At 73.3% G+C, this 13,752-nt stretch carries 18 protein-coding genes; 7 read left to right on the top strand and 11 right to left on the bottom strand.

The window, feature by feature from the left end; genetic code table 11:
• From DLJ47_RS12145 to DLJ47_RS12120, 6 genes are all read right to left on the bottom strand, one after another.
• The coding region (locus DLJ47_RS12145; protein ID WP_146228082.1) for a serine/threonine-protein kinase at nucleotides 1-772 on the bottom strand (772 nt) is incomplete at its 3' end.
• Between the two features lie 124 nt (nucleotides 773-896).
• Complete coding sequence (locus tag DLJ47_RS12140) at nucleotides 897-1,100, bottom strand: hypothetical protein (protein WP_109900137.1); 204 nt, start codon at nucleotides 1,098-1,100, stop codon at nucleotides 897-899.
• 2 nt (nucleotides 1,101-1,102) lie between these two features.
• Nucleotides 1,103-2,167: a LacI family DNA-binding transcriptional regulator gene (locus tag DLJ47_RS12135; protein WP_109900142.1), complete on the bottom strand. Its 1,065-nt coding sequence runs from the start codon at nucleotides 2,165-2,167 to the stop codon at nucleotides 1,103-1,105.
• A 112-nt stretch (nucleotides 2,168-2,279) separates the two neighbouring features.
• Entirely contained in the window at nucleotides 2,280-2,387 is a 108-nt protein-coding gene (locus DLJ47_RS12130) for an SAM-dependent methyltransferase (protein ID WP_396778903.1), read from the bottom strand.
• On the bottom strand, nucleotides 2,384-3,271 hold the full coding sequence (locus DLJ47_RS12125) for a helix-turn-helix domain-containing protein (RefSeq protein ID WP_109900136.1): 888 nt from the start codon (nucleotides 3,269-3,271) through the stop codon (nucleotides 2,384-2,386). The genes DLJ47_RS12130 and DLJ47_RS12125 overlap by 4 nt, the downstream gene beginning before the upstream one ends.
• A gap of 122 nt (nucleotides 3,272-3,393) precedes the next feature.
• Nucleotides 3,394-3,633 (bottom strand): DUF397 domain-containing protein, encoded by a 240-nt coding sequence (locus tag DLJ47_RS12120; protein WP_109900135.1) that lies wholly within the window; start codon nucleotides 3,631-3,633, stop codon nucleotides 3,394-3,396.
• 233 nt (nucleotides 3,634-3,866) lie between these two features.
• Here DLJ47_RS12120 and DLJ47_RS12115 point away from each other — a divergent pair, with 233 nt between their 5' ends.
• A complete protein-coding gene (locus DLJ47_RS12115) occupies nucleotides 3,867-4,517 on the top strand; it encodes a GGDEF domain-containing protein (protein WP_109900141.1) in 651 nt (216 codons plus the stop codon).
• A gap of 21 nt (nucleotides 4,518-4,538) precedes the next feature.
• Here the strand turns inward: DLJ47_RS12115 and DLJ47_RS12110 are convergent, their stop codons facing one another.
• The 3 genes from DLJ47_RS12110 to DLJ47_RS12100 all read right to left on the bottom strand — a co-directional run bounded on the left by DLJ47_RS12110 (nucleotide 4,539) and on the right by DLJ47_RS12100 (nucleotide 6,454).
• Complete coding sequence (locus DLJ47_RS12110) at nucleotides 4,539-5,552, bottom strand: phosphotransferase enzyme family protein (protein WP_109900134.1); 1,014 nt, start codon at nucleotides 5,550-5,552, stop codon at nucleotides 4,539-4,541.
• A 100-nt stretch (nucleotides 5,553-5,652) separates the two neighbouring features.
• On the bottom strand, nucleotides 5,653-6,126 hold the full coding sequence (locus tag DLJ47_RS12105; protein ID WP_109900133.1) for an SRPBCC family protein: 474 nt from the start codon (nucleotides 6,124-6,126) through the stop codon (nucleotides 5,653-5,655).
• Nucleotides 6,110-6,454 carry an ArsR/SmtB family transcription factor gene (locus DLJ47_RS12100; protein ID WP_088994463.1) on the bottom strand — a complete coding sequence of 115 codons (345 nt, stop codon included), beginning with the start codon at nucleotides 6,452-6,454 and terminating at the stop codon, nucleotides 6,110-6,112. Before DLJ47_RS12100 ends, DLJ47_RS12105 begins: the two co-directional genes overlap by 17 nt.
• A gap of 60 nt (nucleotides 6,455-6,514) precedes the next feature.
• Between DLJ47_RS12100 and DLJ47_RS12095 the strand changes: the two genes are divergently transcribed.
• Nucleotides 6,515-6,760, top strand: coding sequence for a hypothetical protein (locus DLJ47_RS12095; protein ID WP_233257794.1), 246 nt, complete (start codon nucleotides 6,515-6,517; stop codon nucleotides 6,758-6,760).
• A gap of 13 nt (nucleotides 6,761-6,773) precedes the next feature.
• Here DLJ47_RS12095 and DLJ47_RS12090 read toward each other — a convergent pair whose 3' ends face one another.
• Complete coding sequence (locus DLJ47_RS12090) at nucleotides 6,774-7,268, bottom strand: type II toxin-antitoxin system PemK/MazF family toxin (RefSeq protein ID WP_109900132.1); 495 nt, start codon at nucleotides 7,266-7,268, stop codon at nucleotides 6,774-6,776.
• 94 nt (nucleotides 7,269-7,362) lie between these two features.
• On the opposite strand from DLJ47_RS12090, the gene DLJ47_RS12085 reads away from it, so the two are divergent.
• From DLJ47_RS12085 to blaOXA, 3 genes are all read left to right on the top strand, one after another.
• Complete coding sequence (locus DLJ47_RS12085) at nucleotides 7,363-7,965, top strand: DUF4291 domain-containing protein (protein ID WP_109900131.1); 603 nt, start codon at nucleotides 7,363-7,365, stop codon at nucleotides 7,963-7,965.
• Nucleotides 7,966-8,083: 118 nt separating this feature from the next.
• On the top strand, nucleotides 8,084-8,521 hold the full coding sequence (locus tag DLJ47_RS12080; RefSeq protein ID WP_109900130.1) for an OsmC family protein: 438 nt from the start codon (nucleotides 8,084-8,086) through the stop codon (nucleotides 8,519-8,521).
• Between the two features lie 76 nt (nucleotides 8,522-8,597).
• The gene (gene blaOXA / locus DLJ47_RS12075; protein ID WP_199235806.1) at nucleotides 8,598-9,437 is read left to right on the top strand and encodes a class D beta-lactamase; all 840 of its coding nucleotides are present in this window, start codon (nucleotides 8,598-8,600) and stop codon (nucleotides 9,435-9,437) included.
• Between the two features lie 165 nt (nucleotides 9,438-9,602).
• Here blaOXA and DLJ47_RS12070 read toward each other — a convergent pair whose 3' ends face one another.
• Nucleotides 9,603-11,618 carry a hypothetical protein gene (locus tag DLJ47_RS12070; RefSeq protein WP_146228081.1) on the bottom strand — a complete coding sequence of 672 codons (2,016 nt, stop codon included), beginning with the start codon at nucleotides 11,616-11,618 and terminating at the stop codon, nucleotides 9,603-9,605.
• A 289-nt stretch (nucleotides 11,619-11,907) separates the two neighbouring features.
• Here DLJ47_RS12070 and DLJ47_RS12065 point away from each other — a divergent pair, with 289 nt between their 5' ends.
• Nucleotides 11,908-12,423: an NUDIX hydrolase gene (locus DLJ47_RS12065; RefSeq protein WP_199235805.1), complete on the top strand. Its 516-nt coding sequence runs from the start codon at nucleotides 11,908-11,910 to the stop codon at nucleotides 12,421-12,423.
• Nucleotides 12,424-12,454: 31 nt separating this feature from the next.
• The gene (locus DLJ47_RS12060) at nucleotides 12,455-13,747 is read left to right on the top strand and encodes a hypothetical protein (protein WP_109900128.1); all 1,293 of its coding nucleotides are present in this window, start codon (nucleotides 12,455-12,457) and stop codon (nucleotides 13,745-13,747) included.
• The last annotated feature ends 5 nt before the right edge of the window (nucleotides 13,748-13,752 follow it).

Here is a 13,752-nt window from a genome sequence, read left to right as displayed (position 1 = left end):
GGTCGGCGGCGCGGCAGGCCAGGGTCAGCTCGGCGATGTCGGCGGGCAGGCCGGGGATCCGCAGCGGTGGCACCGGCGTGTGCCGGGCGTGCACCTCCATCGCGTCCTCCCAGGTCTGCACGGGCAGCGGGGCCCGACCGGTGAGGGTGCGGTAGAGCAGCGCGCCGAGGGCGTAGACGTCGCTGGCCGGGTCCGGCGCCGCGGAGGTCATCCGCTCCGGCGCGAAGTACGCCGGCGTGCCCATCAGCAGCTCGCCGGTCTGCCCGGCGCGCGGGCCGGCGAGGGCGGCGATGCCGAAGTCGAGCACCTTGGCGCCGGTGTCGGTGAGCATCACGTTGCCCGGCTTGATGTCGCGGTGCACCACGCCGATGCGGTGGGCGGCGGCGAGCGCGGCGGCGACCTGGCCGGCCATTCGCACCGCGTCGGGCCAGGCGAGCGGGCCGGCGGTGAGGCGGTCGGCGAGGTTGCGCCCCTCGACCAGCTCCATCACCAGGTACGGCACCACCGTGCCGCCGGCCAGGGTCGCCTCGCCGTAGTCGTACACCTGGGTGACGTGCGGGTGGGTGAGCCGGGCGGCGGCGCGGGCCTCGCGCTGGATGGTGGCCCGCAGCTGCGGGTCGGCCGCCAGTTCCCCGGCGAGCGCCTTCACGGCGACGGGGCGCCCGAGCACGTCGTCGTCGGCGCGCCACACCTCGGACATCCCGCCGAGGCCGATGCGCTCGCGCAGGACGTACCGGTCGTGCAGCCGGAGGCTGGGAGTGAACGGCGACATAGGCGTCCAGTCTGCCTGGCCCGCCGGACCGGCCACCAGCCGCGGTGCCCGGTCCGGCCTCGGGCGTGCCGGATCGTGCCGGTACGTCCGGTGTCGCGGGTGGCGGCCGCCACCCGCGACCGGGCTACGAGCAGCGTGGAGGTGCCGGCAGCGGCGCGGGCTGGATCCGGTCGGCGAGCCGGCGCAGCGCGGCGGCGGTGGCCCGCCGGGTGGGTGCGAGCCGGGCGGCCCGGGGCCGCTCGGGTTGGACCGGCGCGTCCGGCCGGGCCGAGTTGACGTGTCGGGTCACCGCGTCGATGGCGAAGATGTAGCCGGTGGGCTGTTCCATGGTCAACTCCTCGGGACAGGTCCGGTGGTCGACCGGACGACGAGTGCGGTGGGCAGCAGGACGTGCCCCGCGGTGGGCTCAGCGGGCGGGTCGAGCAGCAGTTCGGCGGCGATGCGCCCCTTCTCCTCGGCCGGCTGGCGGACGGTGGTGAGGCCGACTTCGGCGGCCTCGGCGATGTCGTCGAAGCCGGTCACCGAGACCGAGGGCCGGCCGGCGTCGCGGTGGGCGGCGAGCGCGTCGAGCACGCCCAGCGCCAGCACGTCGGAGGTGGCCAGCACGGCGGTCGGGGGGTCGGCCGCGGCGAGCGTGTCGGTCACCGCCGCGGCGGCGGCCGCCCGGTTGTTGTCGGCGGCGCTGAGCACGGTCAGCTCGGACCAGTCGACGCCGACCTCGGCGAAGGCGTCGGCGAACCCGGCGAACCGGCCGTGCGTGGTGGGGTGCGGGGCGTCGTCCGGCCCGGCGAGCCGCAGCGGGCCGGGCGCCGCGCCCGGCAGCACGCCGTCGCCGAGCAGCGCGACCCGCCGGTGGCCGAGCCCGGCCACGTGGGCGGCGATCGACCGGGCCGCGGCGCGCTCGTCGATGCCGACGTAGCGGTCGGCGGGGCCGGCGTCCGGGCGGGGCACGGTGGTGACGATCGGCAGGCCCCGCTCGCGGAGCACGTCGACCACCCAGCCCTCGTCGCCGACGCAGTAGACGCAGAACCCGTCGACCGCGGCGTTCTCCACCGCCCGCCGGGCGGCCGCCTCGTCCGGCGGCACCGGCACGAGCAGCAGGCTGGTGCCGTGCCGCTCGGCCGCGGCGGCGACGCCGGCCAGGAAGCGGACCGCGAACGGGTCGGTGAAGGCGTACGACAGTTCCGGCTCGAAGAGCACGCCGATGGCGCCGACGTAGCCGCGCCGCAGCGACCGCGCGGTGGGGTTGGGGCCGGGGTAGCCGATCCGCTGGGCGGTTTCCAGGATCCGCCGGCGCAGCTCTGCGGAGAGCTGGTCGGGACGGCTGTAGGCGTTGGAGACGGTGCTGCGGGAGACGCCGACGGCGTCCGCCACGGCCTGCAGGGTCGGCTTCACCGGCACCCCCTTCTGGATCGATTCAGTCTGGATCGATTCAGAGACTAGCTGGACGGCACACCTCGGTCAATGCGAAAGCGACAACGCGCCGGCCCGGCCGGCGCGGCGGCGCTCAGGGCCTGCCGGCGACCGCCCCGTTGTCCTTGCCGCCGAGCCAGTAGGTGTAGCGGCAGGCCGGGTGGGCCACCGAGGTGTCGATGCGGTCGCTGCGTTTGATCACTGCGGATACAGCTCGTCGCGGATCCGGGCGAGCAGCTCCGGCGTCCGCTCCGGCGGCTCGGCCTCGACGCAGAGCCGTTCCATCGCCACCGCGTAGTAGTCCAGATCGTCGCGCTTGTCGAGGTAGAGCGCGCTGGTGAGCTGCTCGATGTAGACGATGTCGGGCAGGTCCTGGTCGCCGAAGCGCAGGATGCTGAAGGCACCCCCGGCCGCGGCGTGGCCACCGGCGGTGAACGGGACGACCTGCAACCGGATGTTCGGCGCCGAGGTCGCGTCGATCAGCGCGGTCAACTGCTCACGCATCACCGCCGACCCGCCGATCGGCCGGCGCAGCGCGGCCTCGTCGACCACCGCCCAGAGCTGGGGCGGCTGCGGGCGGCGCAGCAGCTGCTGGCGGCGCATCCGCAGGTCGACCCGGCGGTCGACCTCCGCGACGTCGGCCCGGGGGTGGCCGAGCAGCACCACGGCCCGGGCGTACGCCGGAGTCTGCAACAGGCCGGGCACGAACTGCACCTCGTAGGTACGGATCAGCGCGGCCGCGGCCTCCAGCCCGAGGTAGGACTGGAACCAGCTGGGCAGCACGTCGCCGTACCGGTGCCACCAGCCCGGGCTGTTGGCGTCCCGGGCGAGCTTGAGCAACGACTCCCGCTCGTCGGGCGCGGTGACCCCGTAGAGGGTGAGCAGGTCGGCGACGTCGCGCTCCTTGAACCCGACCCGGCCCAGCTCCATCCGGCTGATCTTGGATTCGGAGGCCCGGATCTCCCAGCCGGCGCCCTCCCGGGTCACCCCGCTGGCCTCCCGCAGCCGCCGCAACTGGGCGCCGAGCAGCATCCGCAGCACGGTCGGGCCGGTCGCCGGACCACCCTCTGCGGAAACCATTGTCATGTGCCGCCCTCCGCACCCCGACCGGACGCCCCCGCCCGGCCGACGTGTAAGCATGCCATGAACCCTGAGTGAGGTGAACTCCTCCGAAGCGGTGGATCCGGTCCGGTCGACGGGACGTCCAGTCAGCCGATGAGGTGGTCGAAGTCGCCGTCGCGGGCGCCGAGCACGAAGGCGGCGATTTCGTCCACTGTGTAGATCAGTGCCGGCCCCTCGGGGTGCCGGGAGTTGCGCACCGCGATGCCGGCCCCACCGGGCAGCTGGGCCAGCTCGACGCAGTTGCCGCTGGGGTTGCTCCGGCGGCTCTTCTGCCAGGTGAGCGGGGGCAGCTGGTTGATCGGAACGCCGTTGGGTGGCTGCTGCATCAAGCGGTGTCTTTCTCTCCGGGAGCCCACCGAGGCCGGCCGGGGGTTGCCACGGCGGTCGACGACGGCTTCCTGCACGTGCATCTGCTCTTGCATCTGCATCGGACGGCGAGCATGATAACGCACGTGAATGGTGCTCAGCTGTTCACGCTGAGTTACTCCGAGCCGGGCTGGCCCGGCCGGAAGCAGCCGTCCGGCCGCCCGCCGGAGGCGGTGCGGCGATGGGAGGGTTCGTGCCGGATCCGATGTCCGTGGCGTCCGGCATCTGCGCCGCTGGCGCGCTCCTCACCTCCTGGCAGCTACGGCAGCGGGCGCTGCGCGCGGAGGCCGAGATCGAGCACCTCCAGGCCGAGTTGGCGGCCGAACGGCACGCGGCCAGCCACGACCCCCTCACCGGCCTGCCCAACCGCCGCGCCTTCTACCGGCTGGCCGCCACCCTGCTCACCCGGGCGGACGGCCGGACGCTGATCGCGGTCGTCGTCGACCTCGACGACTTCAAGCAGGTCAACGACCGCTTCGGGCACGCCGCCGGCGACCAGGTGCTGATCATCGTCGCCGAGCGGTTGACCGCGTTCGCCGGCGACAACCTGGTGGCCCGGCTCGGCGGTGACGAGTTCGCCGGCCTGCTGGCCAGTCCGACCGTCGACCGGCGGTGGATCGACCACGCCACCCGGCGGCTCGGCGACACGCTCGGCGCGCCCATCCCGCTCGGCGGGCGGAGCGTACGGGTCACCGCGTCGGTCGGGCTCGCCCCGGTCACCGGCCCGGCGCAGCTCACCGAGGCGCTCGGTCGCGCCGACGCCGCCATGTACCGGGCGAAGAGCCTCGGCACCGGCCGGCCACCCCGACAGTTGGTGGACAGCCCCCGCCTCGCCGAGTGCTGACGACGACCCCCGGCGCGCCGGTCAGGCTCGCGCCGGACGCGAACCGTGCAGGGCGGCGCGGGCGAGGGTGACCAGGCCGTCCGGTGAGATCAGCCCCCGCACGATGTCCAGCGCCTGCCGCCGCTCCCCCTCGGCCCGCGCCACGTCGAGCACCTGCCCGGCCCAGTCGCCCAGATCGTCCAGCGCGCGGACGGTGAGGAACCAGGCCAGCCGGACCGGATCGGGCTCGGTGGGGCCGTAGCCGACGCGGAACGCGGCCTGCTGCGCCGCGGTGACCGGGGCGAAGGCCAGCACTCCACCGAAGACGAACATCAGGTCGCACTCGGGTGGGGCGAGCACGGCGTCGTCCCAGTCGATCAGCCAGATCCGCCCGGCCGGCCCGAGCAGCAGGTTGCCCAGGTGCGGGTCGCCGTGGCAGACCACGGCCCGCCCCGGCCGGTCGCGCAGCTCGGCGCCGAGCGGCTCCACCGCGGCGGCCAGCTCGGCCACCGGGCCGGCGGCGGTCGACCAGATCCGGGCCAGCTCGTCGGCGAGCCGGTCACCCGGCCGGTGCCGGCGCAACCGTTCGTCGACCGCGCGCAGGGTGGCGAGCACCGCCGGGTGGGTGCCGCCGCCGGGCGGCAGCAGGCCGGCCAGTTCGTCGGTCACCTCCGCCGCGTGTACCCGGGCCAGCACCTCGCCGTACGACCGCCAGTGGGCGTCGGTCATCGCACCGCCGAGCGCCCGGTCGTCGGAGACCCAGGGCAGGACGGAGAGGCGGCGGCCGTCCCGGACGGTCCACGGTCGACCGTCGGGGCCGGGCAGCGGTGCGGGGATTCCCGGCACGCCCTGGCCGGCGAGGTGCGCCGACACGATCAGCCCGGCCGGCGTGCCGCCGCCGCTCAGCTTGACCGCGTACCGGTCGCCGTCGGCGGACTCGGCCCGCCACAGCAGCGCGCGCCGGTCGGCGCCGAGGTCGACCGGCTCGGTGGCGGTCAGGCGTACCCCGAAGTCGTGGTGCACCCAGTCGGTCAGCGGCAGCGGGTCGTCGGCCATCGGCACACCCTGCCAGCGACGGCGCGGACGGGCGTACCGAATTTCCGTTGCCATGCGACGCGGCGCCGCGGCCGGTGCCGGCCGCGGCGCCCACCCCGGATCAGGCCAGGGTCTTCAGGTACTCCGCGAGCGCGTTGTAGGACTCCGCGGCGCCCTGCTCCATGCCGGAGCTGACCATGCCGTCCCGCTCCTGCTTGGTGTCGAAGCGGGTGGTCCCGGTGACCACGGTCCGGCCGTCCTGCTCGGTGAAGACCAGCGTCTCCACCGCGACGTGCCCCGGCATGCCCTCGTACTCGAAGGTCTGCACGATCCGCTCCGGCGCCTCGATCTCGCGGAACTCGCCGCGGAAGCCGTAGGAGTTGCCGTCCGGGGCGTGCTCCACGAAGCGGTAGCGGCCGCCCACCCGGAAGTCGATCTCGACGTCGAGCGGGTTGCCCCGCCCCCACCAGCGCTTCAGGTGCTCCGCCCGGGTGTGCGCGGCGAAGACCAGGTCGCGCGGGGCGTCGAAGGCCCGGGTGAGGGTGATCTCGTGGTCGGAGGGAAGCTCCACGACCAGGTCACTGAGCTGACTCATCGCTGTTCTCCTTCAGTTCTCGCAGGTAGCTGTCCAACGTGTCGTAACGGTCGTCCCAGAGCCGGCGGTACTGGTCGACCCACTCGGCGAGCGTGCGCAGCGGCGCCGGGTCCAGGCGGCAGCGGCGCCACTGCGCCTCCCGGGTGCGAACGATCAACCCGGCCCGCTCCAGCACGTTGAGGTGCTTGGAGATGGCCTGAACGCTCACCGGGAACGGCTCCGCCAACTCGTTGACGGTCGCCTCGCCGGCCGCCAACCGGGCCAGGATGGCCCGCCGGGTCGGGTCCGCCAGGGCGGCGAAGACGGTGCTGACCGGATCTGCTGACATCATCACTCTCAACCAACTGGTTTATAAACCGATAGGTTGAACATACTCGTCAGAGCGCTGGTGTCAAGGCAGTTCGGGGAACTCGCTCCCGGGGTTCGAGGTGTGTTCGCGCCGGCCGCCGAGCAGGGCGAGGCGCTGCACAAGCTCGACTACCGCGACGCCGGGCCGAAGCCGGACACCACCGGCCGCACCACCACGGCGCTCGCGCTCAACGCCGCGCACCTGGCCCGGTTGCTGGCCGAGCAGCCGTACCCGCCACCGGACGCGAAGAACGCCGGGGTCGGTCCCAGCCGGGAGCCGGCCTGACCACGGAGCTCGGTCAGCGCCACCCGTAGCCGGCGCGCAGCGCCCGGCCCACCCGGTCGAAGCGGGCCCGGTCCAGCACCGCACCCTCGCGCCGGATGCTGTCCTCGCGCATGGTCAGCACCCGGTCCAGCCGCACCCAACTGGGCCGGCTGTCCCGGTCCCAGGCACCGGGGCCGAGGGCCAGCCAGTGCCGCTGCCCGTCCCGCTCGCTCTGGCTGGACAGCATCAGCCCGAACAGCGTCCGGCTGTGCCGGCCGACCACCAGCACCGGGCGGTCCTTGCCCTGGCGCGGGTCGTCCTCGTACGGCACCCAGGTCCAGACGATCTCCCCCGGGTCGGCGTGCCCGTCCAGCTCCGGCGCGTACGTCAGCTCGCGGCGCTGCAGCGCGGCGACCTGACGCCGACGGGCGACCTGGGCCGGCGCGGGCCCGGACCGCCGGGGACGCGGGACGACCGCGCCGCCCACCCGGCTGATGCGCGCCGCCACGTTCCTCAACAGACCTGCCACGGCGGGCAGCCTATCCCGCACCGACCGCCGGCCCGGCGGAGGCCGACGGCAATCCGGTGGAACTCGCCCGGCGGTCTCGTCGATGATCGTCGGTATGTCCGTGCCCGCCCACCAGGTCCGCGCCCGCTACTCGGCGGAGACCATCACCGTCTACCAGGCGTACCCGCCGGAGATCGCCAGCGCCGCGCTGGCCGCCGGACGGTTCGTGCCACCGTTCAAGCGGGAGCGGATGACCTGGATCAAGCCGTCGTTCCGGTGGATGATGTACCGCTGCGGCTGGGCCACCAAGCCGGGGCAGGAACGCGTGCTGGCCGTCGAGATCACCCGCGCCGGGTTCGAGTGGGCGCTCGCGCACGCCTGCCTGAGCAGCTACGACCCGCACCGGTACGCCGACCGGGCAGCCTGGTCGCGTCAGTTGCGGACCAGCCCGGTCCGGGTGCAGTGGGATCCGGAGCGGTCGCTGCGGCTCGCCCCGCTGCCACACCGGTCGGTCCAGGTCGGGCTCTCCGCCGAGGCGGTGCGGCGGTACGTCGACGAGTGGCTGGTCGGCCTGACCGACGTGACCCCGACCGCCCGCGCCATCCGCGAGCTGCTGGACGCCGGCGACGACCCGGCCGCCGAGGCGCTGCTGCCGCCCGAGCGCCCGTACCCGTTGCCGCCCGAGGTCGCCGCCGTGGTCGGCGCGACGACGCCCTGACGGGCCCCGACCCCGGTGATGACGGCGGACGGGTGTCGGACCGCTCACGACACCTGGGGCGGGCCGGCGCATGTTTGACTGAGGCGGTCGGTGCGGGCACGGGCGAGGACGGTGGCAGATGACCTTCGAGGTACGGACGCGGAGCCTGCCCGGTAGGCCGGCGGCGATCGGCTCCGCCGGGGCGTACACCCTGGTGGTGGACCGCCCCGCCGACGGCGGCGGCGACGGCCTGGGGTTCAACGGGGGCCAGCTGCTCTACCTGGCGGTGGCCGGCTGCGTCTCCAACGACCTGTTCCGCGAGGCGCGGGCGGCCGGCATCGAGCTGTGGCGGGTGGAGGTGACCGTACGCGGCGACTTCACCGGCGACCCGGCGGTCTCGACGGAGATCACCTACGACGTGGTGGTCGAGGGGAACGCCCCGGCCGAACGGCTCGGTGAGTTGGTCGGTCGGGTGGACGCGATCGCGGAGATCCCCAACTCGCTGCGCGCGGGCACGCCGGTGCGACTCGGCCGGGCCGACGTGGTGGGCGGTGTCGCCGGCGGTGTCGGTGCCTGATCCATCGCGCCGCCACGAAACTGGCGGTGTCGGCCCGTCCCGTCGGGCTGCCGTTGGCGCCGTTCTCGCGCTGACCGTGCTGGCCGGCTGCACCGACGGCGGGCCGCCGGGCGGAACGCCGGCCGCCGGGCCGCCGGCGGTCGCCACCACCGCGACGCCGGGCCCGTCGGTCGCCGCGCCGGTGGTCGAGACCCGCGACGACCTCGCCGGCCTGTTCCGGCAGGCCGGGCTGCGCGGCACCTTCGTGCTGTACGACGTGTCGGCCGGCCGCGTCGTGATGGTGGATCGGGAGCGGGCCGAACGCCGGCTGATCCCCGCGTCGACCTTCAAGATCCCGCACAGCCTGATCGCGCTGGAGACCGGCGTGGTCCGCGACGAGCACGAGAAGATCCCGTACGGCGGCCGGCCGCAGCGCGTCGCCGCCTGGGAGCGGGACATGGGGCTGCGGGACGCGATCCGGGTCTCCAACGTCCCGGTGTTCCAGGAACTGGCCCGGCGGATCGGCCCCGAGCGCGAGCGGGAGTGGTTGAACCGGCTCGGCTACGGCAACGGCGAGGTCGGCCCGGCGGTGGACCGGTTCTGGCTGAGCGGGCCGCTGGAGATCTCGGCCGCCGAGCAGGCCCGGTGGCTGGCCCGGCTGGCCCGCGGCGAGCTACCGGCCGACCCGGCCCATCAGGCGACCGTCCGGGACATCCTGCGCCTGGAGCGCACCGCCGAGCACAGCCTGTACGGCAAGACCGGCCTGACCGACGCCACCGATCCCGGCACCGGCTGGTGGGTCGGCTGGGTCGAGCGCGGCGACCGGCTCTACACGTTCGCCCTGAACGTGGACGCCACCGCCGACGCGGCCACCGACCAGCGGCTGCCGCTGGGCCGGCGGCTGCTGCACCGCCTCGGCGCCCTACCCACCGCCTGACCGGCCCGACCGACTCGCCCGGCCCAGCGGGGCGGGCATCACTCACTTCGAACGATCGACAAGGCCTGGCGGACCTCGATGATCATTTGAACCCGTCATGCCCGCCCCTGGTGGCACCAGCAACAGCGCGTCTGATGCCGGGCCGAGGGCCCCTTGCGGGTCGGGTCAGTTGCCGACTGGCCAGCGAATGCTCTTCAGGTGCTGCCCGTCGACCCAGTACGTGCGCTGCCCGTCGAGAACCAACCAGTTGCCCCTGGCGTTGGGGACCACGAAGATCTCGCGCTGGCCGACCGGCTTGATCCGAAGAATGTTGTCACCAACGGATCCGTACAGATAGCCGTCCGCGGCGTTGTAGCTGAGCGTGTCGGCCTGCCAGGTTCCGCCCGAGAAGTTGCCCCAGTCGTAGGCCCTGACCGTCTTGTTGTAGAGCTGGCGCCCGGTATTGCGCTCGAACGCGAGCAGGGTGCCGTTGGTGGCCGCCCAGACCTGACTGCCGGACGTCACCGCGACGGCAGTCACCTGGGCGTGCCCGACGATCTCCCGGCTCCACAGCAGTTCGCGGGTGGCCATGGAGAAGGCGAAGACCCGTGCGTGCTGCTGGGTCGGGGCGATGCCGTTGCCGCCGTAGATGGACGTGCCGCCGTAGAGGATTCCGTCGGCGTAGGTCAGCGTCAGGATGCTCTGATCCTCGACCAGGTCGAAGTACGTGTCCACCTTGCCCGTCGCCGGGTCGTAGATCGCCAGGCTGGACTGCAGTTGGCCGTAGCCCGGGACCGTTCCGACAGCAAGGAGGCCGCCGGCATCAGCCATGGCGAACGGACGATCCTGACCGGACGCCGTGAGATCGAAGACCTGGGCCGGATTCCCGTTGGTGAGCGGCCGCGTCGGGTCGACCTCGAAGATCTTGGCGCCCGGGTAGACGCCGGCGTAGAGGCGGTCGCCGACCGTCACCAGGTTCTCCGCCTGGCCCAGCCTCGGGTCGAACGTCCACGTGTCCTGACCCGGCGAGTAGCTCGCGAATCCGCCGGAGAAGTAGCCGCCGACGTGGACCTGGCCGGTGGGCCCCAAGGTTGCCGATCGCGGGGCAACCGGAGTCCCTTGCAGCGCCGGTGCCAGTTCGGTGTGGGCGCCCGTCGTCAGGTTGTAGTACTGCAGGACCTTGCCGTACGCGCCGACGACGTACTCGGCACCGCCAGAGGTCACGACACCCACCTTGGTGCCCATCTTCACGCCGAGGTTGGTCAGCGTGCCGTCGGGGGCGTATCGGTGCAGGACCGGACCGCCGCCTTCGAGGAGCGCGAGGTAGGTGTTGCCGGCACTGTCACGCCCGACGCGCTGCATCAGGTAGTCGTTCCACGGCCCGGCCTTCCAGCTACCGGTAACGGTGTCGTAGACGTAGCCGATGTTCTTCTTCGTACATTCGAACCGGACGAACAGGTCAGTTCCGGAGGTGGCCAGCTCGTAGGTGAACTGGCAATCGGCGCGGCCGTCCGGCAGCGGGATCTGTCGCTTGTCCCCGCTGGCGATGTCGATCTCGAAGAGGGCAGCCTGCGTCCCGGTGCCGGCGTAGACCTTGTCGCCGACGACTGCGGTCGACCGCACGTAGGTGTACTGGTCGCCCAGGGTGCCGTAGTCGCGCCACCGGCCGGTCGACTTGTCGTACGACACGACGTGGGCGCCGGGCAGCGTCGATCCTCCGGCGAAGCCCTCGAAGGTGCCCGTGTACGCCACGCCGTTGGCGTCGGTGTCCACCTGCCAGAGGAAACTCGCGTCGGGAGTGGCCTGGCCGGCCTTCACCGCCGCAGCTGCCTGGTAAGGCAGGTAGTAGAGGTTGCCTTTTCCGTAGCTCGCGACCCAGACCGTGCCGTCCGCGGCGATCTCGACACCCCAGGCGCCGCCCGCGCCGTCGAGCGGGTAGGTGGCGATCACGTTGCCCGTGAGTGGGTCGATCTCGGCCAGGTAGGCCGGCTCACCGGAGACCACCGTCCACGTGCGAGCGCTGCCATCCGGCATGTTCCCGGAGGCGGCCCCGGCGGCGGTCACGGCGGTCAGCGGAATGGCACCGTGGTCCTCCACAGTGACAGGTGGCGTCGGGTCGGCCGAGGCCGTGGCGGGCGTCAGGAGTGTCGAGACCATCGTGGTGGCCGTGGCCAAGGCGATCAAAGTGCTGCGATAGCGCATCCTACCTCCGGCACAAGTCATCTTCCCTGAGGATTACGCCAAGGACCGTAACCTGCCGGACATCGATACGTCCATGGCCCTGGATCGCAAAAGTCCTCGGCGGCGGCGATGGTGATCTGCTTTTCGGTCATGGGCGGAACGGCATCGGGGATCCTGAGTCCGTACCCGGCCTGAGGCGCACCCGGTCGACCTTGAGCAGACGCTGCCGGCCCGTACCGGACGCTGCCGGACGGGGCAGGCTACGGTCGAGCCGCGCAACTGGCGATGCCGCGCCACACCAGGGGGGAACATGATCGAACTGCCCAATGATCTGCCGGTCTTCGAGCGCAGCGCGGTACGGCTGGTGGTGCTCGACGGCGACGACCGGGTCCTGCTGTTCCACACCCGCGATCCGGACCACCCCCGGCTGGGCACCTGGTGGGAGCTGCCCGGCGGCGGGATGGACCCCGGCGAGACGTACCTGGACACGGCGGTGCGCGAGCTGCGCGAGGAGACCGGCATCGTGGCGGATCCCGCGCAGATCGGCCCGCCCACCTGGCGACGGCGGGCCAGCTTCGTGCACCGGCAGCGGCGGCACCTCCAGGACGAGGTGATCGTCCCGGTGCGGCTGGCCGGCCCCGGGCCGGACGTGGACGAGACAGACCGGCTCGACTACGAGCTGGAGGACTACTTCGGGTTCCGGTGGTGGCCGGTCGCCGAGGTGGTCGCCAGCGGCGAGCGCTTCTATCCCGGCCAGTTGCCCGGCCTGCTGACCGGCTTCCTGGCCGGCGACGAGATCGACGAACCGTTCGAGCTGTGGTCGTGACGGCGTGGCACCGGCCGGGCACAGTGGTGCGATGACTGACATTCACGGTCCACTGGCCCGCTACGCCGAACGGATGCACACGGTGATCGGCGACCGGCACCATGTCGCCTCTCCCCTCGGCGCGTGGCTGCTGCTGGCCCTCGCCGGCCCCGCCACCGCCGGTGCGGACCGCGCGGAACTGGAGGACGTGCTCGGCACGGACGTGGTCAACGCCGGGGCGGCGGCCCGAGCACTGCTGGAAGCGCCGCACCCGCTGGTGGCGGCGGCGACCGCCGTGTGGCACCGCCCGGGGCTCGATGTCGGCGCCCTGGACCGCTGGCGGGCGACCCTGCCCGGAACGACCGGGACCGGCCCGCTACCGGAGCAGGCGGCATTGGACGACTGGGCCCGGGAACACACGCTGGGCCTGATCGACCAGTTCCCGGTGTCCGTGACGTCGGAAACGCTGCTGCTCCTGGCCAGTGCGCTGGCCACCCGGATCTCCTGGCAGGATCCGTTCGACGTGACCGCGGCCGGCGATCTGGGCCCGGCCAGCCCGTGGGCGGCTCGGCTGCGGCGGATCCTGCGCAGCCCCGAACGCGGCCACCAGTGCTGGATCGCGGGCAGCCGCAGAGCCGGCGACGTGGCGGTACACACCGCGTCCTCCGGCCAGGTGGCCACCGCCGACGGCCAGGCCGGGCTGGTCGTCGTCTCGGTCGCCGCCACCCCCGACGTCGTCCCCGTCGACGTCCTCGCCACGGCGTACGAGTTGGCCACGGCCGCCGTCCACGCGCCGGACGGGGAGGAGCCGCGCGGGAAACGCCGACACAAGGCGGCCCTGGCCGGGGGCCGGCGCTCCCTGTTCGACCTGCCGCTGGGCGACACCGCGCTGTGGACGCTGCGCGAGGAGCCGACCGTGACGTACGCGCCCGACGGTCGGGAGGAGCGGATCCGGGCGGTGCTGCCCTGCTGGTCGGCCGAGAGCCGAATCGAGCTCACCGAGGGCAGCCTCGGCTTTCCCGTCGCCACCTGGGCGTTCGGCGAGCTGCTGAACACCCCGGAGCTGGCGGCCGAGGTGGTACAGAAGGCGGTGGCCCGGTACAGCCGGTACGGCTTCGAGGCGGCTGCGGTCACCGGCTGGGCCATGGCGACCAGCATGCCGCCGGAGGGGGTCGCGCGGATCGCCGAGCTGCGCTTCGGCCACCCGTACGCCGTGGTGGCCGTCGCCACCGACACCCGGAGCGACGGCACGGCCGGGCCCTGGCACGGCGTGCCGGTCTTCTCCGCCTGGATCGCCGAACCGGACGAGCTGCCCGAGGCCGACCTGGCCGACCGGTACGAGTGACCCCG

This window comes from Micromonospora sp. S4605, from assembly GCF_003176715.1.
In the GTDB taxonomy this organism is placed as follows: domain Bacteria; phylum Actinomycetota; class Actinomycetes; order Mycobacteriales; family Micromonosporaceae; genus Micromonospora; species Micromonospora echinaurantiaca.
This window is presented reverse-complemented; position numbering and strand designations above follow the sequence as displayed.

Coding starts and splice junctions, on each gene's coding strand:
- DLJ47_RS12100 (WP_088994463.1), bottom strand. CDS start 6,454: ATGTCAGCAGATCCGGTCAGCACCGTCTTCGCCGCCCTGGCGGACCCG.
- DLJ47_RS12110 (WP_109900134.1), bottom strand. CDS start 5,552: ATGGCCGACGACCCGCTGCCGCTGACCGACTGGGTGCACCACGACTTC.
- DLJ47_RS12105 (WP_109900133.1), bottom strand. CDS start 6,126: ATGAGTCAGCTCAGTGACCTGGTCGTGGAGCTTCCCTCCGACCACGAG.
- DLJ47_RS12125 (WP_109900136.1), bottom strand. CDS start 3,271: ATGACAATGGTTTCCGCAGAGGGTGGTCCGGCGACCGGCCCGACCGTG.
- DLJ47_RS12065 (WP_199235805.1), top strand. CDS start 11,908: ATGATCGAACTGCCCAATGATCTGCCGGTCTTCGAGCGCAGCGCGGTA.
- DLJ47_RS12120 (WP_109900135.1), bottom strand. CDS start 3,633: ATGCAGCAGCCACCCAACGGCGTTCCGATCAACCAGCTGCCCCCGCTC.
- DLJ47_RS12140 (WP_109900137.1), bottom strand. CDS start 1,100: ATGGAACAGCCCACCGGCTACATCTTCGCCATCGACGCGGTGACCCGA.
- DLJ47_RS12060 (WP_109900128.1), top strand. CDS start 12,455: ATGACTGACATTCACGGTCCACTGGCCCGCTACGCCGAACGGATGCAC.
- DLJ47_RS12085 (WP_109900131.1), top strand. CDS start 7,363: ATGTCCGTGCCCGCCCACCAGGTCCGCGCCCGCTACTCGGCGGAGACC.
- DLJ47_RS12070 (WP_146228081.1), bottom strand. CDS start 11,618: ATGCGCTATCGCAGCACTTTGATCGCCTTGGCCACGGCCACCACGATG.
- DLJ47_RS12080 (WP_109900130.1), top strand. CDS start 8,084: ATGACCTTCGAGGTACGGACGCGGAGCCTGCCCGGTAGGCCGGCGGCG.